Genomic DNA, 22139 nt, shown 5'->3' with positions numbered 1-22139 from the left:
AGTGTAAAAGTAACGCATTATTTATTTTAGCTAAAATTAGATTCGTTTATAAACGAATCTATCCTTACGAAGTTTAGAATCTCACAAAAAGCATACTAGAAGCATGAAAATCATATCCTATAATGTAAATGGCATTCGAGCAGCAGTCAATAAGGGGTTTATAGATTGGTTAAAAGCCGCAAATCCAGATGTTGTTTGTTTACAAGAAATAAAAGCCTTGAAAGAACAATTGGATTTAAGTCTTTTTGAAGCAGCAGGCTATAACTATAATTACTGGTTCAGTGCTCAGAAAAAAGGTTATAGCGGTGTAGCTATTTTAAGTAAAACAGAGCCTAAACATATTGAATACGGTACAGGCATAGAATCTATGGATTTTGAAGGACGAAATATTCGTGTCGATTTTCCTGCCACTACCGCAGATGAAGAAGCAGTTTCAGTAATGAGTTTGTATTTGCCATCTGGTACAAACGACGCTAGATTAAACCATAAATTGGAATATATGGATCTGTTTCAAGACTATATCAATACGCTTAAAAAAGATACCCCTAACCTTGTTATTTGCGGCGATTATAATATTTGTCATGAAGAAATGGATATCCATAATCCTAAAATGAAAGGTGTTTCAGGGTTTTTACCAGTTGAACGGGAGTGGATTGGGAATTTTATTGATAGTGGATTTATAGATTCTTTCAGGTTTTTAAATCCTGAATTACAACAATATAGCTGGTGGAGTTACCGAGCCAATGCCCGTGCTAATAACAAAGGTTGGCGCTTAGATTACGCGATGGTTTCACAACCCTTACAAGAAAACATAAAAAGAGCCGTTATACTGTCTGAAGCAGTACATAGTGACCATTGTCCTATACTAGTAGAAATAAAAAAGTAGTATTTAATAAACAAACAAATCCAAACAAAATGATTAAAAAAAGCGTATTCACAGTATTTGCTCTAGTGGTTTTAGCCTCTTGTGTATCTCCAAAAATATACAAAGAATTAGAAGCAAAATATGCGGATTTAAAACAAGAAAACAGAAAGCTGTCAACAGATAATGAAGCACTTTTAACTGCTAAAACAGCAGCAGAAAATGAATTAAAGCAATTGCAATCGGCGTATGATGAAGCTATTGCGCAACGTGACCAATTACAAGCAGATTACAATGCCACAAAATCAAATTACGATAATTTAAAAGCCTCTTATGATGCTTTAGAGAAAAACAGTTCGGCAGCCATTGCAGCAAACTCTAAAAAGAACAGGGAGTTATTAGCTCAACTAGAAGCCAAAGAACAAGCTTTAGCATTAGAGAATGCACGTTTAGCAAAACTTAAAAAAGAGTTGGAAGACCGCTCAAACCGTGTGGCGGAATTAGAGCAAGTTATCGCTTCCAAAGATGCGGCAATGACCGCATTAAAAAATGCTATTTCAAAAGCCTTAACAGATTTTGAAGGTAAAGGCTTAACCGTTGAACAGCGTGATGGAAAAGTGTATGTGTCCATGGAAAATAAACTGTTATTCAGTTCAGGAAGTTGGGCTGTAGGCGCCCAAGGGAAAAGAGCTGTAAAGCAGTTAGGAAATGTGTTGGGCGATAATCCTGATATAGCTGTTTTAATTGAAGGACATACCGATAATGCACCTTACACTGGGAATGGGCAACTTAGCGGAAACTGGGATTTATCAACTAAAAGAGCGACATCTATTGTCAACATTTTAAGAGAAAACAATGCTATACAGCCTGAAAATTTAACAGCAGCTGGTCGTGGTGAGTTTGCACCCATCGCATCTAATGATAACGCAGAAGGAAAATCAAAGAACAGACGTATAGAAGTGATTTTAACACCTAAGTTAGATGAATTGTCTAGGTTATTAAGTGAGGAGTAAGTGGGTTTTCAATCATAGTCACAGCGGGAGTTGTAGTTGCAGGCATAGTAGTAGTTAAAAATTGTACCACAGATATTCCTAGAGTTAGCAAAGAGACACGCTGAGAAAACCTAGGGATTAATTTTTTTGTGACACCCAGAACCTATGTATGTCTTCGTGGATCTCTGTTTAATACATGCGGATTTAAAGCAGAGCTTAACAGGGTCGATTTAAAAGTCAATTCGAATATGTTGACAAAAGGAGCTAATGCTACCTTATAAATACAGTAGCTTATTTTATGAATAAACCATAAAATATTTTAAACCTTTCAAGTCCTAAAGAACCTGAAAGGTTTTATCTTTACATGACATCTAAAAGTATAATCAATCTAAAAGTCTAGTGATCTAACATGAAATACACCACACTACCAAACACCAATATAAAAGTTAGTAAAATATGTTTAGGCTCCATGACCTGGGGCAACCAAAATACAGAAGCAGAAGGGCATGAACAAATGGATTATGCTCTAGATCAAGGTGTTAATTTTATTGATACTGCTGAATTATATCCCGTACCTGCCACAGCTGAAATTAGTGGACGGACTAGTAAAATTATAGGAACTTGGTTAAAAAAATCCACAAACAGAGATAAAGTCATCATTGCTTCTAAAATTGCTGGTGGTGGCGATTATACGGCGCATATAAGAACCACAGGGTTTAGTCCTAGTGCTATTAAAGAAGCCATTGATTTAGAGCTCGGTAGGCTACAAACCGATTATATAGATTTATACCAGTTGCATTGGCCAGAACGCGATACCAATAGGTTTGGGGTTAGGGATTTTAAGCTGGATACGAAATGGGAGGATAATTTTAATGGGATTCTTCACAGTTTAGATGTTGAAATTAAAGCAGGGCGAATTCGAAATATCGGGATATCCAATGAAAACTCATGGGGAACGATGCGTTATTTAGAAGAATCTAAAAACCAGAATTTACCTAGAGTAGCAACCATACAAAATGCATACTCGATGTTAACCAGAACTTTTGAAACCGATTTAGCAGAAGTGGCCTTAAGAGAAGATGTTGGCTTGTTAGCCTATTCGCCAATGGCATTTGGTGTGCTATCTGGTAAATACATAAAAGGAAAAGCGGCTGATGATGCACGACTTAAACTATTTCCACGATTTGCAAGGTATAGTGGGACACAAGCTACAGAAGCGGCAAAACGCTACTTGAAAATAGCGGAAGATCATAAAATGACTTTAGCACAAATGAGTTTGGCATTTGTAAATCAACAGCCTTTTGTGACAAGTACCATTATTGGAGCAACTAATTTGAGACAGCTTAAAGAAAATATTGATAGTATTAATATAACTTTAAGTGATGCTGTTTTAAAGCAGATTAATGAGGTACATGATATGATGCCTAATCCAGCGCCTTAAATAGAATATTATTTAGAGCTCTAGCACAAGTTAAGCTCGTTGAGTGAAATTTCCACTACCGTTTATTAAAGACTCTTAACTTTATTATACATAGCAAATAGCCCCAAAATAGGGCCTATAGCTAGTATTGGTAAAAGATATTTGATTTCAAAAAAAAATAGTAAAGTATTCAATAATTGAATGCTTATTATTGTAATTGCAAAACCAATAGAATTTACTATGGTTAGAGCTGTTCCTTTGGATTCTGAAGCTACATTTTGAGCAACTAGAGTAGAAAAAAGAGGGGAATCTGCAATTACAACCATGCCCCAAAAAATCATAAAAGCAATAAAAAATAATTCAGATTGCACGATAAACACAAAAGGTGTAAGTAAACAACAAATACAAGATAAGGCTAATGAAGTAGTAGCTAATTTTTTAACTCCAAATATTTGAGATAAATAGCCAGAAATAACACAAGCTATTCCCCCAAGACCAATAATGATAAAACTTAAAACAGGAATATTCAAATTTATATCTATATATGAATTTGAATAAGAAAGTAAAATCATAGGAACAAAAGCCCAAAACGTATACAGTTCCCACATGTGTCCAAAATAACCAAGTGCAGCAGTTCTAAAGTTTTTTATTTTAAATACCTTATAAAACACCGTTATATCAAATTGTTTTAGTGTTTTTTTATAAGGACCATTAGGAACAAAAATAAGAATCAATAACCCCCCTAAAAGAGCTATTAAAGATGTGAAATAAATAATAGCTTTCCAAGAAATCAACCCATTAAAACTTTTTAGTAAATGCGGAAATGCGGTACCTAAAACCAATGCACCTACTAGAAAGCCAAGAGATTTTCCTAAACCTTCTTTAAAATAATCTGATGCTATTTTCATTCCAACAGGATAAATGCCTGCCAAAAAGAATCCCACCAAAAACCGTATTAAAATTAAACTGTAAAATGACTGGTTGCCCAAACTCATTGCTAAATTAAATAATGCAGCTAACAGAGCGCTAAGAAAAAACACTTTTGACGGAGAATATTTATCTGCCAAGGTTAAGATTGCAAAAACTAATGTTCCTAAAATAAACCCGAGTTGAATAGCTGATGTTAAATGACCAAGAACAGATGCTTTTAAATTAAAATTAATTATTAAATCTGTTATAATACTGTTACCTGCAAACCATAGGGAAGTACAACAAAATTGAGCCAGTACAATAATTGGTAAAATATACTTTTTAGGTTGCATTATATTAGTTTAAATACAAATTTACTTTTATTGATTTATTTGTCTTGTTTTTTCTTTTTTAATTATTTACAAATAGAATATATTAAATAGCTCCAGTCTTTATTACTTATTAGAAAAGAAAATATTTTCATAGTTATTCTAATAAATTTTAAAATGAGCTTAAATAATTTGAATTATTTTTCTTAAATTTAGTTGTGAAAAAAACTCAATATTTTCAAAAAAGCGTTAAATTTTTACTTATTTCATTTTTACTTTTACTGGTAGCAAATTTGTTGAGTATTTTTTTGATTACAAAATACGGATATTCATATGATAAGAGTATTATTCGAATTTTTAATTTTGATACAGAACAAAGCTTCCCTACATTGTTTTCTGCTCTTCTTCTTGGTGTAAGTTCTTTTTTGTTCTTCTATATCGCTTTGAATAAGAAAAATAAAAAGTATTGGCTTATTCTGTCTTTTGTTTTTCTTTTCCTTGTCATTGATGAAGCAATTGGGATACATGAATTGTTAGTTTATACATCTCGAAATTTGCTTAATGCCAAAGGATTTTTATACTTTACTTGGGTTGTTCCATATTCTATAATTTCTTTAATTGTTGTTTTGGTTCTTTTTAAATTCCTTATGAGTTTGCCTAAAAAGACTCTATATCTGTTTATTTTATCTGCAGTTATTTCTGTCGGAGGGGCTATTGGCATGGAAATGATTGCCGGAAATATTGTATATGCCCTAGGAGATAAATATTTTTATAATGTAACCTATATGGTTTGTTATACTTTAGAAGAAAGTATGGAAATGTTAGGATTGATTCTGTTGATATATTCTTTATTGGATTATATAATAACACAAAAATTGAAGCCTTTAAAAATTGAGTTCAAATGATAGCTTCATTAAATAAAATGATTACACAGTCCATAGCTTTTAGGTTATCCAGAAAAAAAATATTAGCCATATATTTTTTTCCTTATATAATTATATGCGTATTTACATTTTTGCTGGTGTATAATAAAACAAGATTGTATGGATTAATGTTGCTTAAGGAAAATTCATTAGTTGAAAACCTTACGTTCATCGCTTTCTTTTTAAGTTTTCTTTTTTCTATTAAATTAATAAGAAAAATTAAAGCGAAAACACATCGTAAAATTTATAAAATCATCATTGGGTTTATGGCTATAGTATTCTTTTTTATAGCCATGGAGGAAATAGCTTGGGGACAACAATTCTTTAATTTCGCCACACCCGAAAATTTTGAAAAAATTAATGTTCAAGGAGAGGTAACTTTACATAATATTGAAGGATTTCATGGAAAAACTGAATTTTTAAGATTAGCTTTTGGTTTAGCTGGATTGGTAGGCTTGTTTTTAAATAAAAACAGGGTGTTATCATCAATTGCATTCCCACACATGTTAAGCTCTTATTTGTTAGTAATTATAGGTGTTTCGATATTTGATGTCTATGATGACTTTTATCCAATAAACCCGAATATTAAAATGGGTGTTAGGAGATTAGCAGAACTCATCGAAATGATAATTGGCTTTTCAGCATTATTGTACATATTACTACTAATTAGAAAAATTAATTTTGAGAAAAGTATTTGATACTTTTAAAAAGAACCAATCTCCACAAAGTACAATTTCACTGTAGCTTATTATAGTATTATTTGCTTAAAGTTCGAAAATAATTAAATTGGTTTTGGTGTGTTTTGTATAGTAATTCAAAATTAAAATCTTTAAAATAAAGGTTAAATGGTGTTTTTAAATAAAATGATTACAGAGTCCACAGCTTTCAGGCTATCCAAAAAAAAAATACTAGCCATATATTTTTTCCCTTATATAATTACATGTCTATTTGCCTTTATGCTAGTATATAATAAAGCAAGATTATATGCATTAATGCTGCTTAAGGAAAATTCATTAGTTGAAAACCTTACATTCATAGCTTTCTTTTTAAGTTTTCTTTATTCTATTAAATTAGTAAGAAAAATTAAAGCTAAAACACATAGTAAAATTTATAAACTCATCATTGGGTTTATGGCCATAGTATTCTTTTTTATAGCCATGGAAGAAATAGCCTGGGGACAGCAATTCTTTAATTTTGAAACTCCTGAAAATTTTAAAAAAATTAATGCTCAAGACGAGCTAACCTTGCATAATATTAATGGCTTACAAGGTGAATCGGAAATTTTTAGATTAGCTTTTGGTTTAGCTGGATTGGTGGGTTTGTTTTTAAATAAAAACAGAGTATTATCACCAATTGCATTTCCGTTCATGTTGAGCTCATACTTATTAGTGATTATTAGTATATCTGTGTTTGATGTTTATGATGACTTTTATCCAGTAAGCTCAAATATTAGTATTGGTGTTCAGAGGTTGTCGGAACTTATTGAAATGCTAATAGGGTTTACTGCATTATTATACATATTACTATTAATTAGAAAAATTCAACCTGTTGAAAAACACTCATAAATATATATAAATTGAAACTTTATAAAAACAAAAAGCCCGCTAAATTTAAAGTTAGCGGGCTTTTTTAATTATTTAATTTGATTACCATCTTTGTCAAAAAAATGATATTCTAAGTATGTGTAAGCATCTCTTGGTAAAATTTTCACCCATTTTTTATGTTCTAAAAACCATTTAGAACGTATAGATGGAACACCTTTTGTTAAAAAGGCTGCTATAAAAGGATGTGTGTTTAAAGTCATCTTTTTGTAGTCTTTTTTAATTAGTTTTTCAAGATCGTGATTGATTTTTTGTACCAATCCGATAGGTGCCTCAACCTCTGCGCCATTAACACCGTTAGGATTTTCCTCGCGGGTTTTAATGTTCATTTCTGGTCGAACACGTTGTCTTGTTATTTGTATCAATCCAAATTTACTTGGAGGCAATATTTTGTGTTTTGCTCGATCATCCTTCATTTCATCTCGAAGGTGATTGAACAATTTTTGCCTGTTTTCAGCAGTGGTCATATCTATAAAATCTACTACAATAATACCGCCCATATCACGTAAACGTAATTGTCGCGCCATTTCGGTAGCTGCTATTAAATTAACCTCTAATGCTGTATCCTCTTGATTGTTTGCCTTGTTTGATCGGTTTCCGCTATTTACATCTATAACATGTAGTGCTTCGGTATGTTCAATTACAAGATAGGCGCCTTTAGCCATAGAAACAGTTTTTCCAAACGAGGTTTTGATTTGTCTTTCAATCCCAAATTTTTCAAAAATTGGAACTTTAGACTGATACAATTTAACTATTGATTCTTTGTTAGGTGCAATTTCTTGCACGTAATCTTTAATTTGGTAATAAAGCGTTTCATCGTCTACCGTTATTCCTGTAAAGGTATCATTGAATATATCTCGCAAAATTGACGAGGCTTTATTCATTTCTCCTAGAACTTTAGTAGGATGATGTGCTTTGTGTAGCTTTTTACACATTGCCGTCCAACGACTAAGCAAGTTTTGTAAATCTTTATCTAGTTCAGCTACTTTTTTGCCTTGTGCTACCGTACGTACAATAACTCCAAAACCTTGGGGAGTAATACTCTTTACCAAGCGTTTTAGTCGGTCTTTTTCTTCGCGATCTTCTATTTTTTGAGAAATAGAAATGCGACTGGAAAAAGGTACTAAAACAATATATCTGCCAGCAATAGAAAGCTCTGAGCTTATTCTAGGGCCTTTGGTCGATATAGGTTCTTTTACGATTTGTACTAATAGCGATTGATTTGATTTTAAGACATCGGCAATTTTGCCGCCTTTATCAATATCTTTTTCAAATGGGAAATTTTTTAAAGAAAAATCTTTTAGTTTACCTGTGCTTACACGTTTTGTGAATTTTAAAAGCGAAGGTAATTTTGGTCCTAAATCATGATAATGCAAAAAGGCATCTTTTTCATAACCTACATTAACAAATGCAGCATTTAGACCAGGAACAGCTTTTCGGATTTTGGCTATAAACACATCACCAACCGAAAAGTCATTATCATCTTCATCTTTCTGTAATTCAATAAGTTTTCCATCTTTTAATAAGGCAAAATCAACATTGTTGGAACTAGATCGAATAATCAATTCTTTATCCATGTTGTTAATTTTTATCCATACGCTTTAGTTAAGCGTTAAAAGTTAAAGTTTACATTTAATAGAATAGCAACTAAAACGAGTAACTAATAACCAAAAAATACAGATGGATTATACATTATTTTTTTCACAGGTTCCGGTAGTTATCCGGATAATCCGTGGAGCTCATAAAACACCAAAGGCGTTAAAAAATAAATGAACTCATTTCAAAGAACTTGTTTGTTTTGAAAATCAAAAAAAGTAGCTAATCTAACTACTTTTTTGATTTATTTTTTCTTTTTGTGACGGTTAGCGCGTCTACGTTTTTTACGTTTGTGCGTCGCTACCTTATGTCTTTTACGTTTTTTACCACTTGGCATAAATAGTGTCTTTTAAATTAATAATTTGTTTTATTACTGAAACTCCCGACATTTCGGGACAGCACGTGTACTTTATTTAACGTCTACATTTGTTTTAACACCTTCTACAAAAACTTTTGCAGGCTTAAATGCAGGGATATTATGAGCAGGTATTTTAATGGTTGTGTTTTTAGAAATGTTTCTTCCTGTTTTTTCAGCTCTTGTTTTAATTATAAAGCTTCCAAAACCTCTTAAGTAAACATTATCACCACTTTCTAGTGATGTTTTTACTTCTTCCATAAATGTTTCAACAGTTGCTTGAACATCACCTTTTTCTATTCCTAATTTCTCAGAAATTTTTGCTACTAAATCAGCCTTCGTCATTTTAATATATTATTTAGTTTATGTTATTATAAATTCTAAAAGGGATGCAAATATATGCATTTAATATTCAATATTTCAAACCTAATTCACTAAAATTTAATATTATAAAGGTTTATTTTTGTTTGCTCTATTAAATGAATTAATGATATTCTCAAAAACTTTAACACATTGGTATTCAAACAATAAGAGAAATTTGCCTTGGCGAGAAACCAATAACCCATATTACATATGGTTGTCGGAAATTATTTTGCAACAAACTCAAGTAAAACAAGGATTACCTTATTACCAAGCTTTTGTCTCTAAATATCCAACCGTGTATGATTTAGCAAAAGCCAATGAAAGTGATGTGCTAAAACTTTGGCAGGGGTTAGGGTATTACTCGCGTGCTAGAAACTTACATGCTACTGCTAAATATGTGACCAATGAACTTAACGGGAAATTCCCAAATACCTATAAGGACTTATTAAAGCTAAAAGGTATTGGCGATTATACAGCAAGTGCTATAGCTTCTATTTGTTTTAATGAAGCCACTGCTGTGGTAGATGGAAATGTTTATAGAGTATTGTCCCGTTATTTTGGAATCGATATACCCATTAATTCATCAAAGGGCGGAAAAGCATTTAAAGAATTAGCACAGAGCTTAATAGATAAAAACGCGCCTGCGGAATTCAATCAAGCTATTATGGAATTTGGTGCAACCCAGTGCAAACCTAAAAATCCATATTGTAATATATGTCCGTTTAAAGATAGCTGTATAGCATTAAATAAGAATAGAATTCACGAATTACCCGTTAAAATTAAATCAGCAAAAGCGAAAAAAAAGCATTTTAATTTTTTAGTATTCATTTCTGAAGATGAAAAAACCATTTTGCATAAACGAGAAGGTAAAGGTATTTGGCAAAATTTGTATCAATTTCCTTTAATAGAAACAGAAAAGAGCATGACTATCGAATTATTTAAAAGTGAACTTAAAAATAATGATTTATTAAGTGATGCGACTTTTGATTTGTCGTTATATAATAAAGACGCAATAGTTCATAAATTATCGCACCAGCATTTATACACCAAGTTTTGGATTATTAATATAAAAGCGATTCCAATGGGAAGTGTGCCTATAAGTAAAATAAGAGAATTTGCAGTTCCAGTTTTAATTGAAAATTTTATTGAAAGCTTTAATTTCTAGTAGTTTAGTGTTAACAATCATATTTTTTTATTAATTTTAAAGAAATGAAGTACAATTGGCTATTTTTGCCTTTTCTAAAAAAATAAATTATGTCAGGTACATTAAATAAAGTAATGCTAATAGGGCATTTAGGCGATGAAATAAAAATGCATTATTTTGAAGGCGGTGGTTGTGTTGGCCGCTTTCCTTTGGCTACTAATGAAACTTATGTAAGTAAGCAAACCAATGAACGGATTACAAATACTGAATGGCATAATGTAGTTGTTAGAAACAAAGCTGCTGAAATTTGTGAAAAATACTTGAGCAAAGGCGATAAAGTTTATATTGAAGGCCGATTGAAAACCAGAAAGTGGACAGATGATAAGGGCAATGATAGGTACTCAACTGAAATTCAGTGTAATGATTTTACGTTTCTATCAACAAAGAAAGAAAGTGGTAATAATAACCCATCAAATACACCGCCTGCAGCTCAAAAACCTGCAACAGATCCACAACCAAGTAACGAACCTAGTGCAGAAGTCAATGATGATCTTCCATTTTAACAATACACTCGATGACTTATCGAGGATGGCATGTTTAACTAAACCGATAGTAATTGGATCCTGACCCTGCGAGTTTTATACTTCTAATAAGTTCAATTGATATTTCAGTTGTTTTTAGTTTTGCATTATTGTTTTTGCTTTTGGTCTGTTCTGCACTTATTTCTGGTGCTGAAGTGGCTTTGTTCTCGTTAAATAGAGGCGACATAGAAGAAGGTTTAGAGCAAAATTCTAAACGTATAGAAATTTTGTCTCAACTTTTAAAACGCCCTAAAAAACTATTGGCTACCATATTAGTAGCTAATAATTTTATTAATATAGCCATTGTTATTCTGTTTGCTTTTTTAGGTGATTTTATGTTTGGTAATCTAGCTAACCCTAAAATTAAATTTTTGGTAGAGGTCGTGGTGGTTACGTTTTTGATTTTGCTTTTTGGTGAAATACTACCAAAAATTTATGCGAGCAGAAACAATTTAAAATTCGCCACCTTTATGGCCTATCCACTTAAGGTTTTAGATGTTGTTTTATCGCCTGTTAGTTTACCAATGCGAGGGGTAACATTAACTATTCATAATAAATTAGGAAAGCAAAAATCAAATTTAAGTGTAGACCAATTATCTCAAGCGTTAGAGCTTACAAGTGAAGAGGATACCACTAAAGAGGAACATAAGATTTTACAAGGCATTGTTTCTTTTGGAAATACCGATACAAAACAAGTTATGCGTCCGCGTATTGATATTTTTGCATTAAATATTGAGCAAAAATATCTTGAAATTATGCCAGAGATTATTGAACATGGCTATTCAAGAATTCCAGTGTATCGAGATAGTATGGATACCATAGAAGGAATTTTATATGTAAAGGATTTATTGCCATATATAGATAGGAAACAGTTTGATTGGACAACTTTATTACGAGAGCCTTTCTTTGTGCCAGAGAATAAAAAGTTAGATGATTTAATGGCTGAATTTCAAGAAAAGAAAGTACACCTAGCTGTTGTAGTTGATGAATACGGAGGTACTTCAGGATTGATTTCTTTGGAAGATATTATTGAAGAAATTGTTGGCGATATAAGTGATGAGTTTGATGATGAAGATTTAATGTATTCTAAATTAGATGACCATAATTATGTGTTTGAAGGCAAGACCGCTTTAAAAGATTTTTATAAAATCATTAAGGCAGAAGATGATACTCTTTTTGAAGAAAATAAAGGTGAGGCCGAAACTATTGCAGGTTTTGTTTTAGAAATATCTAAGAGTTTTCCAAAGATGAATAGTAAAATAAATTTCGAAAATTACGTTTTTACTATTGAGGCTATGGACAAAAAACGTATTAAACTCGTTAAATTCACAATACTTTAAAATGGTAAAATATAGTTCTTTTCTTTTTCTAGTATTATTATGTATTTCTTGTGGTGAAGATTATGTGCCAAAGCCTAAAGCCTATTTAAGATTAGAATACCCAAAAGCGAAGTATGTTGATACTAATTTAGAGTTGCCATTTTCATTTGAAACCAATATTTTGGCAACACCTGTTAAGTCGAAAAAAGTTATTACAAAAACAAAAAGTTATGGGGTTAATTTAGAATACCCATTACTAAAAGGCACTATCTTTTTGACTTATAAAGCAATTGAAAAGAATGAAAAAAATCTCATAGATTTTTTGCGAGATGCACAAAACCTTACTCAAAAACACACGATAAAGGCTGATGAAATTCCAGTAATTCCTTACATAAATGATGAAAGGAAAGTGTATGGCGCATTTGCTGAAGTAAAAGGCAATGTAGCATCACCGGCACAATTTTATGTAACCGATAGTGTGAATCATTTTTTAACAGGTTCTTTGTATTTTTATGCAAGACCTAATTACGATTCTATTTTACCAGCTGCTAACTATTTGCAGAAGGATATTAAACATATTATGGAAACGGTTACTTGGAAATAAAAAAGACTCCTATTCAAGAAGTCTTTTTTTGTTCAAACTGCCCAAAATTTTGGATGTTATATTTTAAAGATTAAGCCTCTTTTTTAGTACAACAAGCTTTTTTACAATCTGCAGCACAAGCCGTTTTGTTGTCTGTTTTTTTACAGCAGTCTTTTTTACAATCAGGTTCGCAAGTTTTACTGTCTTTATTCGCACAGCATGCTTTAGTGCAATCTGCAGCACATGTCTTTTGGGTTGAAAAATCATCGACAGTTTTCATGTCGCTTACTTTGTAAATATCAGCAACTTTAGTTACGGTTTCTTCAAGCAATGCTAGTGTCACTTTAGCATCGTTGTATTCAACCATGGCAAGTCTTTTGTCAAAATCTACAGTAGCAGATTTAACACCTTCCATTTTAGAAATCTTTTTTTGAATAGTTGCAGCACAACCAATAGCGCATGTCATACCATCAATTGTAAATTCTGCTTTGGCGTAAGTGGCATTGGGGTCTAATTCTTTAACTGTTTCAAATTCAACAGTTTTAACCTCAGGTTTTACTTCGTTTTTACAGCTAAATGTAAAAGCTGTAATTAGTATTAGTACAAAAATATGTGTTATGGTTTTCATTTAATAGATGTTTTATATATGTAAAATACAAAGCTACTAAATAAAGTGATTTTGTGCCTTAAAAAGGAAAATTTTATGATTCTAATAACATGAGAGAATGAAATATTTGATTCAAAAAAATCCTAATAATTATTTTTATTCAGGATTTTTCACGAAATTTAAGAGAATTAATTCCGTTTAATTATGAAAAATTTATCGCTTCCTATTCGTTTTGGTTTAGTTACTAGTGCCGTTTTAATAGCCTATTTTTTGGTTTTAGCAATGGTTGGCAAACACACAAACCCTGCATTTAGTTTTGTTAACGCCATTATAACAGGATTAGGGATTTATGAAGCTACACGTTTGAGTAAGCTTGAAAACAAAGACAAGTTCTCTTATACAGAGGGTTTCAAAACAGGTATCATTACAGGTTTTATTGCTACTGTAGTCTTTACCGTTTTCTTTTTGTTCTATGCTACTGAAATAAACGCTGCGTTTTTGCCTGAATTGCTTCAAAAAATAACAGGTGGTTTTAATGCAGATATTGGTATGGTAACCTTTGTTGTAGCTGTTATGGGCTTTGCAACAACAGTCGTTTCAGCACTAACAGTTATGCAGCTTTTTAAAAAGACCAGAAATATTGCTCAAAATTAATGATAACATTTGTAAATTAATTAATTAGCAGTATATTTGCACCCGCCTTCCAGTAGGCAGGCTCATTTTGAACAAATTAATTAATAAAAACGTTACGCTATGTACGCAGTTGTAGAGATAGCAGGGCATCAATTTAAAGTTGAAAAAGACCAAAAAGTTTTTGTTAACCGTTTACAAACAGAAGAAGGTAAGAAAGTGTCTTTCGACAACGTACTTCTTTTAGGTGATGGTGACAAAGTAACTGTAGGCGCCCCGGCTATAGACGGAGCACAAGTAAGTGCCAAAGTCTTAAAACACCTTAAAGGTGATAAAGTTATAGTTTTCAAGAAAAAAAGAAGAAAAGGTTACCGTGTAAAAAACGGACACAGACAATCTTTATCTGAAATTGTAATCGAAAGCATTGTAGCTTCGGGAGCTAAGCCAGCTAAAAAAGTTGAGCCTAATGCTGAAAAAGCTGCACCGAAAAAAGAAGCTACTCAAGATTTAAGCAAATTAACGGTTGCTGAATTAAAAGAGGTGGCTAAAGCTAAAGGTATTGAGGGTATTTCTTCAATGAAGAAAGCCGATTTAATAGCTGCTTTAAGTTAATATTAAAATATAAAATCGAAATAAAATGGCACATAAAAAAGGAGTCGGAAGTTCGAAAAACGGTAGAGAATCAGAATCGAAACGTTTAGGTGTTAAGATATTTGGTGGTCAAGCTGCTTTAGCTGGAAACATTATCGTAAGACAAAGAGGAAATACACATCACCCAGGTGAAAATGTATACTCTTCTAAAGATCATACATTACATGCCTACGTTGATGGTGTTGTGAAATTTACAAAGAAAAAAGATAATAAATCTTATGTTTCTATTGAGCCTTTTGAGGTTTAGGAAATAAGTTTTTCTTTTAAAACTATTAAAAACCCTTTCTGTTTACAGAAGGGGTTTTTTAATGCTTCAAAATATCATTCACAATTTTTAAATGATGTTTGGTGTGTATTTCTAAAAAACGAAGTGTTTGTTGTTTTGTTAACATACCAAAAACATGATGCTTAAAATGTGATTTTTGTGGTAGTGGTTTCACTTTTGTAATATGGTTACGTGCTTTTTGTAACTGGTTTAATAAGTCTTCTTCTAAAATAATATCTGGCGGCAACACCATTTTTGGAGCTCTAGCTTTCCCTCTAGGAATATAGCATAAAGGGAATAATACCGTTCGTATCATGTTAAAATCTTTTTTGTATTTATTAGGGTTGGTTTTTATCATGATGCCACAAACTCCATTTATAACTTTTAAAGTGTGGTCTAGCTGCCAACCTACATTGGTTTTAGAAATAGAAGGCTTTTTTTGCTCTTTATGAGGAATGTTTTCTTCAATTTGAGATAATAGATTATTTAAAATAGGGATGCGTTTATTGTCCATAAATAAAAATTTATTTTAAAAAGATATTAAATAAATGCTTAACTTTAGAGTATTGCATTCGCAATATATATTGTCTAACTTGAAATTTGTTGATTATGCTGCCGTTTAGATCCGAAATTAGAAACTCCCCAACGCAACCTACCATTAAGATTTTTTTGAGTGATGAATCTTTAGATGGAAGAATTAAAAAGCATTTAGAGCATTTTAATGAGATTGAAATGATTGAAATAAGAGAAAGTATTGGTCAAAATCGAGTGGGTGAAAATATTACAGTATTCTTAAAAGAAAATATAGATATTAATAAAATGAAGCAATCCATTGACTCTAGCCTTTGGTGGTATTTTGAGGAGGATATGGTGGATTAGTTTTTTATTTAAGGATTTTCTCCAGTAAAAAATATACATCACATCATTAATACATGTCTTGAGTTCTTTTTTTCCAATTACAAACATGCCAGAATTTACCATCAATAAAAATAGATAACTTGTATTTTTGAATAGAAATATCGGGTTTGCCAGGAAGTTTTTTGTTATTAACACGGTAGCGCGCACCCTTAGCCCATAACGCTTTTTTGTGGTATAAGACCACTTTCAGTTTAAAACAAAAAAAATCCCAAACATTACTGCTTGGGACTTGAAATTTATTTTTTTGAATTTTCTGCTATCTCTAAAACTCTTAGTATCTGTAATGTTCTGGTTTATATGGACCATCAACAGTCACACCAATATAACTAGCTTGCTCTTCACGAAGTTCAGTAAGTTCAACGCCAATTTTTTCTAAATGTAATTTTGCTACTTTTTCATCTAATGCTTTTGGTAACATGTATACATCGTTTTTATAAGCATCGGCATTATTCCAAAGTTCAATTTGCGCTAAAGTTTGGTTTGTAAACGAGTTACTCATTACAAAACTAGGGTGTCCTGTAGCACAACCTAAGTTTACTAAACGTCCTTCGGCAAGTATGATAATATCTTTTCCGTTAACAGTATATTTATCCACTTGAGGCTTGATCGTGTTTTTGGTATGACCATGGTTTTCGTTTAACCAAGCCATATCAATTTCGTTATCAAAATGTCCAATATTACAAACAATAGCTTTGTCTTTTAAAGCTTCAAAATGACGTGCTTGAACAATATCTTTATTTCCTGTAGTCGTAATAACAATATCGGTATTGCCTATAACAGTTTCTAATTTTTTAACTTCAAAACCGTCCATAGCAGCTTGTAATGCGCAAATAGGATCAATTTCAGTAACCGTTACAATACTTCCAGCACCTTTAAAAGAGGCAGCAGTACCTTTACCAACATCACCATAACCACAAACAGTTACACGCTTTCCGGCCAACATAATATCAGTTGCACGACGAATGGCATCAACAGCAGATTCTTTACAACCGTATTTATTATCGAATTTCGATTTAGTAACAGAATCGTTTACGTTAATAGCAGGCATTGGTAAGGTTCCGTTTTTTACGCGCTCGTAAAGTCTGTGAACTCCAGTGGTCGTTTCTTCAGATAAGCCATTAATTCCAGCGGCTAATTCAGGGTATTTATCTAAAACCATATTGGTTAAATCGCCACCATCATCAAGAATCATGTTTAGTGGTTGTCTGTCTTTACCAAAAAATAAGGTTTGCTCAATACACCAATCAAATTCTTCTTCAGTCATGTCTTTCCATGCGTAAACAGCAGTTCCAACGGCTGCAATAGCAGCTGCAGCTTGGTCTTGCGTTGAGAAAATGTTACAAGAACTCCAAGTTACTTCAGCACCTAAAGCTTGTAAAGTTTCAATTAAAACCGCCGTTTGAATGGTCATGTGTAAGCAGCCAGCAATACGTGCGCCTTTTAGAGGTTGTTCATTTTTGTATTCTTCACGAAGACTCATTAAACCAGGCATTTCAGCTTCGGCTAAGTCTATTTCTTTTCGTCCCCAATCTGCAAGAGCGATATCTTTTACTTTGTTAGCTACGTAAGGAATTGTTTTTGTACTCATAGTCTTTTTTTCTTTTGTTTAAAAACCTAAAACTTGATTGCGAATGGTCCTTAATTTGGTTAAATTCGCTAACCAAATAATTTAATCCGCCTTAGGCGGTGCAAAGATAACCATTAACTTTTAGAATATTAAATGCCTTTATATAAAACCATTACTCCAAATTCACAAACTACTGTTAAAATCTGGAAGATTACCGAGTCTTATGAACATTTAATGATGAAAGTGGACTTGAAACCAGCAGCTTTAAATCGTGTTTTAGGCATGAAAAGTGAATTGCACCAGCGTGGTTTTTTAAGTGTTCGCCACTTATTGCAAGAATTTGGGTATGTTGATGCTGATTTGTTTTATGATGATAACGGAAAACCACATTTAAAAGATGGAAAACATATATCGATAACACATTCTTTTAATTTTTCAGCCGTTATAGTTAGCGATTTAACAGTAGGTATAGATATTGAAAAACAGCGAGATAAAATAACTATTATAGCTCATAAATTTATTGATTATGAACAGGATTATTTAAATAAAGATGGAGCGGATTATATAAAAGAGTTAACAGCCATTTGGTGTGTAAAAGAGTCTTTGTATAAGCTGTTCAGTATGCCAGGATTGAGTTTTAAACAACATTGTTTGGTCATCCCGTTTACAATTAACGATACTGAAACAGTAGCTTGGATTGATTATAAAAGCAAAAAATATCGATATAACATTCACTTTTTAGAGTTTGAAGGTTTTACATGTGCCTATGCCATAGTTTAAATGAAAACCATTTATAAAAACATACAAAGTTCTATTTTAAAAGGTAAAAAACTATTAGCGGTTTTAATAGATCCCGATAAATTTTCAGTTAAAAATACTAAGCGTTTTATTGAAAAAGTTAACCAATCCATAGCAACATACGTTTTTGTTGGCGGAAGCACTGTTGATGACGATGCTACAGATAGATTGGTTTTAGAAATTAAAAAGCACACTGCTTTACCCGTTGTTCTATTTCCTGGTGATGTAACACAAATTACTGAGCATGCAGACGCCTTGTTGTTTTTATCACTAATTTCTGGAAGAAATCCAACGTATTTAATTGGTAAGCATGTTGAAGCAGTTTCAAAACTAAAAAACACAAATTTAGAAATCATACCTACAGGGTATATTTTAATTGAAAGCGGAAAAATTACAGCAGTAGAAAACGTAACAGAAACCAAACCTATATCTAGAAACGATATTGAAAATATAGTAGATACTTCAATTGCAGGCCAACTGTTAGGTATGAAACTAATATATTTGGAAGCAGGAAGCGGTGCTAAAGCACCCTTAACAAACACACTCATAAGTCAAGTTAAAAAAGAATTACAAATACCATTAATCGTAGGAGGTGGGATTAGAAATAAAAACCAATTAGAAAACGCATTCAATTCAGGAGCTGATTTAGTAGTTATTGGAACGGCTTTTGAAGATGATGAATCGTTTTTTGACAATTTAAAATAAAAATAAAAATAGAATAAGGATAAGTCATCTCTCTTTTCTTCGTTCTTTTTCTACTATCTAAAAAACATGAAAATATCCGTAGAATTAACGTTAACACCTTTGCATGATGATTTTGAACCAGCCATCATTCATTTTATTAAAAAGTTAAGAGCATCAAATTTAAAGGTCTTGGAAAACCCATTAAGCACCCAGGTTTATGGCGACTATGACAATGTTATGCATGTGCTTACTACCGAAATAAAAGAGGCTTTTGAACTGATAGAAAGAGGCTTATTATATATAAAAATTGTAAAATCCGATAGACACGATTATGAGCCCCATTTTTGATTTTTTTTTCGGGCAATATTCAGAATATGAAACTGTCGATATTGTTCTTGAAATTGTAGCAGTTGTTTTTGGGTTTCTTTCCGTATGGTATTCAAAACAAAATAAAATATGGGTGTTCCCAACAGGAATGATCAGCACCGTAATTTTTGTGTATTTGTTATTAAAATGGGAATTGTTGGGAGATATGATGATAAATGCTTATTATTTTATAATGAGCGTTTATGGCTGGTATATTTGGACTAGGAAAGTGGACGAAACACATGTCACGCCTATTTCTAAAACAACATTAAACGAAAAAAAAGTAAGCGTAGCTATATTTTTAGTAACCCTATTGTTTGTTTATATAGTTTATAAAACCTTTGGTAAATGGACAAACTGGGTAGCGTATATTGATACGGTTACAACAGCCATATTTTTTGTAGGCATGTGGTTAATGGCTCGACGAAAATTAGAAAATTGGATTTTTTGGATAGTTGGAGATATCATTTCAGTGCCTTTATATTTTTATAAGGGCTTTACATTTACAAGTTTACAATATCTAGGATTTACATTTATTGCCATTTTTGGTTATTTAGCATGGAAGAAAAATATAAGCAAAAACCATCAAACTGTGTAAAAGTAGTTTTATTTGGTCCAGAGTCAACAGGAAAAACAACCTTATCACGTCAATTAGCACGTCATTATAATTCGGTTTGGGTGCCAGAATATGCACGAGAGTATCTACAAAAGAAATGGAATAACGAACGAAAAACATGCGAACCCGACGATTTATTGCCTATTGCAAAAGGGCAAATAAAATTAGAAAATAAGTTGGCTAAAAAAACAGATTCAGTTTTAATATGCGATACCGATTTACTAGAAACTAAAGTGTATTCAGAAGCCTATTATTTAGGAAGCTGTGATCCTCTTCTTGAAAAATATGCATTAGAGAACACTTACAATTTATATTTTTTAACTTATATTGACACACCTTGGGAAGCGGATGATTTACGGGATAAGCCAGAGGATAGAGAAGCCATGTTTGAAGCTTTTCAAAATGAATTAATAAAAAACAAAAGACCTTACGTATTGCTTAAAGGCAATAAAAAAGAGCGACTTGAAACTGCAATTAAACATATAGATAGATTATTAAAAGAGAAAGAGTAATGTTTTCAGATAATGATATTCAGCACATAGAAAGTAAAGACATAACCATTGAGCAGGTTAATGCTCAGGTTTTACGTTTAAAAAATGGGATGTCTTATTCACATTTGGTTTCTGCTGCAACAGTAGGAAGAGGGATTGAATCTTATGAAGAACAGGAAATTCAAGATTTTATTGAATTATATGAAGAAAATCAAGAAGCCTTATCTATTGTAAAATTTGTGCCAGCTTCTGGTGCAGCTACAAGAATGTTTAAATTTTTATTTCAGTTTTTACAACACTTTAAACCTTCAAAAGAAAGCATTGAAGATTATGCTGAAAAACATAATGATAGATTAATAACACTTTTTTTTGGTAGCCTAAAAGTATTTCCGTTTTACAATGCTGTTATATCAAAAGCCAAGCTAGTAAATCCAGACTATGAGAACTTGTCAGAAGGCGAAAAGAATCTTGAATTTGTAAAAACAATGCTAGATGAAAAAGGACTTAACTATAGTTTTCTGCCAAAAGGTTTATTGCCATTTCATAAATATGAAGACACAGCAATCACTGCTTTTCAGGAACATTTGTTTGAATCGACGTTGTATGCATCATCAAATAATAATGCCAAGCTTCATTTTACGGTTTCAGAAAAACATCACAATTATTTTAATGAAGAACTTGCTAAAATAAAAGAAGAGTTAGAGCAGCAAACCAAAACAAAATTTGATATTACGTTTTCATATCAAAAAGAAGCTACAGAAACGATAGCCTTAACCCCAAAAGGGGATATATACAGAAATGAAGATGATTCTATTCTGTTTAGACCAGCTGGCCATGGAGCGCTTTTAGAAAATTTAAACGAATTAAATAACGATATAATCTTTATCAAAAACATAGACAATATCGTTGTTTTGGATAAAAATATTGAGGTTTCTAATTACAAGAAGTTATTGGCAGGCGTATTACTAGAGATTCAACAAAAAACATTTTCTTATTTACATAAATTGGATGAGGCTAATTTAACTGAAACAGATTTCAAAGTCATGGCTTTATTTTTGCGTTATAGATTAAATGTGTCTGTCAATGGTGATTTCGATGGATTTACACCTCAAGAAAAAACAACGTATTTAAGAGAAAAGTTAAATAAACCTATCCGTGTATGCGGCATGGTTAAAAATCAAGGTGAACCAGGAGGTGGCCCGTTTTGGGTTAAAGATAAAAACGGTAATATATCATTACAAATAGTAGAATTTGCTCAAATTGATTTTAGAAGAAAAAATCAACAAGGTATAGTATACAAAGCCACTCATTTTAATCCAACAGATTTAGTTTGCGGAGTTAGAAATTATAAAGGCCAAAAATTCGATCTTAAGGATTTTGTAGACCCAGAAGCGGCTTTTATAACCATGAAGACACAAAACGGTGTTGATATAAAAGCCTTAGAACTTCCTGGATTATGGAATGGTAGCATGGCTTATTGGAACTCTATTTTTGTTGAAGTCCCGCTAAAGACTTTTAATCCCGTTAAAAACGTAAACGATCTGTTAAAACCTGAGCATCAAGCTTAAT

27 protein-coding genes are annotated in these 22139 nt (G+C 32.0%); 20 read left to right on the top strand and 7 right to left on the bottom strand.

The features are described from left to right. The first annotated feature begins 103 nt into the window (after positions 1-103). The 3 genes from ABD941_RS06020 to ABD941_RS06010 all read left to right on the top strand — a co-directional run bounded on the left by ABD941_RS06020 (position 104) and on the right by ABD941_RS06010 (position 3295). Positions 104-886 (top strand): exodeoxyribonuclease III, encoded by a 783-nt coding sequence (locus ABD941_RS06020; protein WP_345273135.1) that lies wholly within the window; start codon positions 104-106, stop codon positions 884-886. Between the two features lie 29 nt (positions 887-915). Further along, positions 916-1875, top strand: coding sequence for an OmpA family protein (locus ABD941_RS06015; RefSeq protein ID WP_345273133.1), 960 nt, complete (start codon positions 916-918; stop codon positions 1873-1875). A gap of 388 nt (positions 1876-2263) precedes the next feature. After that, a complete protein-coding gene (locus ABD941_RS06010; RefSeq protein WP_345273132.1) occupies positions 2264-3295 on the top strand; it encodes an aldo/keto reductase in 1032 nt (343 codons plus the stop codon). A 65-nt stretch (positions 3296-3360) separates the two neighbouring features. Here the strand turns inward: ABD941_RS06010 and ABD941_RS06005 are convergent, their stop codons facing one another. Further along, a complete protein-coding gene (locus ABD941_RS06005) occupies positions 3361-4536 on the bottom strand; it encodes an MFS transporter (protein WP_345273131.1) in 1176 nt (391 codons plus the stop codon). 194 nt (positions 4537-4730) lie between these two features. On the opposite strand from ABD941_RS06005, the gene ABD941_RS06000 reads away from it, so the two are divergent. The 3 genes from ABD941_RS06000 to ABD941_RS05990 all read left to right on the top strand — a co-directional run bounded on the left by ABD941_RS06000 (position 4731) and on the right by ABD941_RS05990 (position 7000). Then, complete coding sequence (locus ABD941_RS06000; protein WP_345273130.1) at positions 4731-5417, top strand: hypothetical protein; 687 nt, start codon at positions 4731-4733, stop codon at positions 5415-5417. A gap of 284 nt (positions 5418-5701) precedes the next feature. After that, entirely contained in the window at positions 5702-6133 is a 432-nt protein-coding gene (locus tag ABD941_RS05995; protein ID WP_345273129.1) for a hypothetical protein, read from the top strand. Between the two features lie 294 nt (positions 6134-6427). Beyond that, a complete protein-coding gene (locus ABD941_RS05990) occupies positions 6428-7000 on the top strand; it encodes a hypothetical protein (protein WP_345273128.1) in 573 nt (190 codons plus the stop codon). A 68-nt stretch (positions 7001-7068) separates the two neighbouring features. Here the strand turns inward: ABD941_RS05990 and ABD941_RS05985 are convergent, their stop codons facing one another. Then, complete coding sequence (locus ABD941_RS05985) at positions 7069-8613, bottom strand: Rne/Rng family ribonuclease (RefSeq protein WP_345273127.1); 1545 nt, start codon at positions 8611-8613, stop codon at positions 7069-7071. Positions 8614-9041: 428 nt separating this feature from the next. Next, a complete protein-coding gene (locus ABD941_RS05980) occupies positions 9042-9332 on the bottom strand; it encodes an HU family DNA-binding protein (protein WP_019386001.1) in 291 nt (96 codons plus the stop codon). Positions 9333-9474: 142 nt separating this feature from the next. Between ABD941_RS05980 and mutY the strand changes: the two genes are divergently transcribed. From mutY to gldD, 4 genes are all read left to right on the top strand, one after another. Beyond that, a complete protein-coding gene (gene mutY, locus ABD941_RS05975) occupies positions 9475-10515 on the top strand; it encodes an A/G-specific adenine glycosylase (RefSeq protein ID WP_345273126.1) in 1041 nt (346 codons plus the stop codon). An 89-nt stretch (positions 10516-10604) separates the two neighbouring features. Continuing rightward, a complete protein-coding gene (locus ABD941_RS05970) occupies positions 10605-11057 on the top strand; it encodes a single-stranded DNA-binding protein (RefSeq protein WP_345273125.1) in 453 nt (150 codons plus the stop codon). Positions 11058-11110: 53 nt separating this feature from the next. Further along, positions 11111-12415, top strand: coding sequence for a gliding motility-associated protein GldE (locus ABD941_RS05965; RefSeq protein ID WP_345273124.1), 1305 nt, complete (start codon positions 11111-11113; stop codon positions 12413-12415). Position 12416: 1 nt separating this feature from the next. After that, entirely contained in the window at positions 12417-12998 is a 582-nt protein-coding gene (gldD, locus tag ABD941_RS05960; protein ID WP_345273123.1) for a gliding motility lipoprotein GldD, read from the top strand. A gap of 70 nt (positions 12999-13068) precedes the next feature. Here the strand turns inward: gldD and ABD941_RS05955 are convergent, their stop codons facing one another. Beyond that, positions 13069-13605: a heavy-metal-associated domain-containing protein gene (locus ABD941_RS05955; RefSeq protein ID WP_345273122.1), complete on the bottom strand. Its 537-nt coding sequence runs from the start codon at positions 13603-13605 to the stop codon at positions 13069-13071. A gap of 183 nt (positions 13606-13788) precedes the next feature. Here ABD941_RS05955 and ABD941_RS05950 point away from each other — a divergent pair, with 183 nt between their 5' ends. The 3 genes from ABD941_RS05950 (at position 13789) to rpmA (ending at position 15112) form a co-directional block, all read left to right on the top strand. Next, positions 13789-14238 (top strand): DUF4199 domain-containing protein, encoded by a 450-nt coding sequence (locus ABD941_RS05950; protein ID WP_345273121.1) that lies wholly within the window; start codon positions 13789-13791, stop codon positions 14236-14238. A 99-nt stretch (positions 14239-14337) separates the two neighbouring features. Next, the gene (gene rplU / locus ABD941_RS05945; RefSeq protein ID WP_345273120.1) at positions 14338-14826 is read left to right on the top strand and encodes a 50S ribosomal protein L21; all 489 of its coding nucleotides are present in this window, start codon (positions 14338-14340) and stop codon (positions 14824-14826) included. 25 nt (positions 14827-14851) lie between these two features. Next, positions 14852-15112, top strand: coding sequence for a 50S ribosomal protein L27 (gene rpmA / locus ABD941_RS05940; protein WP_054728409.1), 261 nt, complete (start codon positions 14852-14854; stop codon positions 15110-15112). 58 nt (positions 15113-15170) lie between these two features. On the opposite strand, the gene ABD941_RS05935 is transcribed toward rpmA, so the two are convergent. Then, positions 15171-15644, bottom strand: coding sequence for a DUF1569 domain-containing protein (locus ABD941_RS05935; protein ID WP_345273119.1), 474 nt, complete (start codon positions 15642-15644; stop codon positions 15171-15173). A gap of 95 nt (positions 15645-15739) precedes the next feature. On the opposite strand from ABD941_RS05935, the gene ABD941_RS05930 reads away from it, so the two are divergent. Beyond that, positions 15740-16009: a hypothetical protein gene (locus ABD941_RS05930; protein WP_345273118.1), complete on the top strand. Its 270-nt coding sequence runs from the start codon at positions 15740-15742 to the stop codon at positions 16007-16009. A gap of 46 nt (positions 16010-16055) precedes the next feature. On the opposite strand, the gene ABD941_RS05925 is transcribed toward ABD941_RS05930, so the two are convergent. Both ABD941_RS05925 and ahcY read right to left on the bottom strand, forming a co-directional pair. Then, positions 16056-16232 carry a hypothetical protein gene (locus ABD941_RS05925; RefSeq protein ID WP_345273117.1) on the bottom strand — a complete coding sequence of 59 codons (177 nt, stop codon included), beginning with the start codon at positions 16230-16232 and terminating at the stop codon, positions 16056-16058. Positions 16233-16319: 87 nt separating this feature from the next. Further along, positions 16320-17636, bottom strand: coding sequence for an adenosylhomocysteinase (ahcY, locus tag ABD941_RS05920; RefSeq protein ID WP_345273116.1), 1317 nt, complete (start codon positions 17634-17636; stop codon positions 16320-16322). A 132-nt stretch (positions 17637-17768) separates the two neighbouring features. On the opposite strand from ahcY, the gene ABD941_RS05915 reads away from it, so the two are divergent. From ABD941_RS05915 to ABD941_RS05890, 6 genes are all read left to right on the top strand, one after another. After that, positions 17769-18395: a 4'-phosphopantetheinyl transferase family protein gene (locus ABD941_RS05915; protein ID WP_345273114.1), complete on the top strand. Its 627-nt coding sequence runs from the start codon at positions 17769-17771 to the stop codon at positions 18393-18395. Then, on the top strand, positions 18396-19118 hold the full coding sequence (locus ABD941_RS05910; protein ID WP_345273113.1) for a phosphoglycerol geranylgeranyltransferase: 723 nt from the start codon (positions 18396-18398) through the stop codon (positions 19116-19118). A 66-nt stretch (positions 19119-19184) separates the two neighbouring features. After that, positions 19185-19445 (top strand): thiamine-binding protein, encoded by a 261-nt coding sequence (locus tag ABD941_RS05905; protein WP_345273112.1) that lies wholly within the window; start codon positions 19185-19187, stop codon positions 19443-19445. Continuing rightward, a complete protein-coding gene (gene pnuC, locus ABD941_RS05900) occupies positions 19429-20061 on the top strand; it encodes a nicotinamide riboside transporter PnuC (protein WP_345273111.1) in 633 nt (210 codons plus the stop codon). The genes ABD941_RS05905 and pnuC overlap by 17 nt, the downstream gene beginning before the upstream one ends. Beyond that, on the top strand, positions 20022-20591 hold the full coding sequence (locus tag ABD941_RS05895) for an AAA family ATPase (protein ID WP_345273110.1): 570 nt from the start codon (positions 20022-20024) through the stop codon (positions 20589-20591). Before pnuC ends, ABD941_RS05895 begins: the two co-directional genes overlap by 40 nt. Then, positions 20591-22138: a DUF4301 family protein gene (locus ABD941_RS05890; RefSeq protein WP_345273109.1), complete on the top strand. Its 1548-nt coding sequence runs from the start codon at positions 20591-20593 to the stop codon at positions 22136-22138. Before ABD941_RS05895 ends, ABD941_RS05890 begins: the two co-directional genes overlap by 1 nt. Position 22139 lies beyond the last annotated feature (1 nt).

This window comes from Flaviramulus aquimarinus, assembly GCF_039543205.1.
Lineage (GTDB): Bacteria > Bacteroidota > Bacteroidia > Flavobacteriales > Flavobacteriaceae > Flaviramulus_B > Flaviramulus_B aquimarinus.
This window is presented reverse-complemented; position numbering and strand designations above follow the sequence as displayed.

Coding starts and splice junctions, on each gene's coding strand:
- ABD941_RS05985 (WP_345273127.1), bottom strand. CDS start 8,613: ATGGATAAAGAATTGATTATTCGATCTAGTTCCAACAATGTTGATTTT.
- ABD941_RS05905 (WP_345273112.1), top strand. CDS start 19,185: ATGAAAATATCCGTAGAATTAACGTTAACACCTTTGCATGATGATTTT.
- ABD941_RS06005 (WP_345273131.1), bottom strand. CDS start 4,536: ATGCAACCTAAAAAGTATATTTTACCAATTATTGTACTGGCTCAATTT.
- pnuC (WP_345273111.1), top strand. CDS start 19,429: ATGAGCCCCATTTTTGATTTTTTTTTCGGGCAATATTCAGAATATGAA.
- ABD941_RS05990 (WP_345273128.1), top strand. CDS start 6,428: ATGCTGCTTAAGGAAAATTCATTAGTTGAAAACCTTACATTCATAGCT.
- ABD941_RS05980 (WP_019386001.1), bottom strand. CDS start 9,332: ATGACGAAGGCTGATTTAGTAGCAAAAATTTCTGAGAAATTAGGAATA.
- ahcY (WP_345273116.1), bottom strand. CDS start 17,636: ATGAGTACAAAAACAATTCCTTACGTAGCTAACAAAGTAAAAGATATC.
- ABD941_RS05935 (WP_345273119.1), bottom strand. CDS start 15,644: ATGGACAATAAACGCATCCCTATTTTAAATAATCTATTATCTCAAATT.
- ABD941_RS05955 (WP_345273122.1), bottom strand. CDS start 13,605: ATGAAAACCATAACACATATTTTTGTACTAATACTAATTACAGCTTTT.
- ABD941_RS06020 (WP_345273135.1), top strand. CDS start 104: ATGAAAATCATATCCTATAATGTAAATGGCATTCGAGCAGCAGTCAAT.
- ABD941_RS05970 (WP_345273125.1), top strand. CDS start 10,605: ATGTCAGGTACATTAAATAAAGTAATGCTAATAGGGCATTTAGGCGAT.
- ABD941_RS05930 (WP_345273118.1), top strand. CDS start 15,740: ATGCTGCCGTTTAGATCCGAAATTAGAAACTCCCCAACGCAACCTACC.
- ABD941_RS05890 (WP_345273109.1), top strand. CDS start 20,591: ATGTTTTCAGATAATGATATTCAGCACATAGAAAGTAAAGACATAACC.
- mutY (WP_345273126.1), top strand. CDS start 9,475: ATGATATTCTCAAAAACTTTAACACATTGGTATTCAAACAATAAGAGA.
- rpmA (WP_054728409.1), top strand. CDS start 14,852: ATGGCACATAAAAAAGGAGTCGGAAGTTCGAAAAACGGTAGAGAATCA.
- ABD941_RS05915 (WP_345273114.1), top strand. CDS start 17,769: ATGCCTTTATATAAAACCATTACTCCAAATTCACAAACTACTGTTAAA.
- ABD941_RS06015 (WP_345273133.1), top strand. CDS start 916: ATGATTAAAAAAAGCGTATTCACAGTATTTGCTCTAGTGGTTTTAGCC.
- ABD941_RS05950 (WP_345273121.1), top strand. CDS start 13,789: ATGAAAAATTTATCGCTTCCTATTCGTTTTGGTTTAGTTACTAGTGCC.
- ABD941_RS05910 (WP_345273113.1), top strand. CDS start 18,396: ATGAAAACCATTTATAAAAACATACAAAGTTCTATTTTAAAAGGTAAA.
- rplU (WP_345273120.1), top strand. CDS start 14,338: ATGTACGCAGTTGTAGAGATAGCAGGGCATCAATTTAAAGTTGAAAAA.
- ABD941_RS05995 (WP_345273129.1), top strand. CDS start 5,702: ATGGCTATAGTATTCTTTTTTATAGCCATGGAGGAAATAGCTTGGGGA.
- ABD941_RS06010 (WP_345273132.1), top strand. CDS start 2,264: ATGAAATACACCACACTACCAAACACCAATATAAAAGTTAGTAAAATA.
- gldD (WP_345273123.1), top strand. CDS start 12,417: ATGGTAAAATATAGTTCTTTTCTTTTTCTAGTATTATTATGTATTTCT.
- ABD941_RS05895 (WP_345273110.1), top strand. CDS start 20,022: ATGGAAGAAAAATATAAGCAAAAACCATCAAACTGTGTAAAAGTAGTT.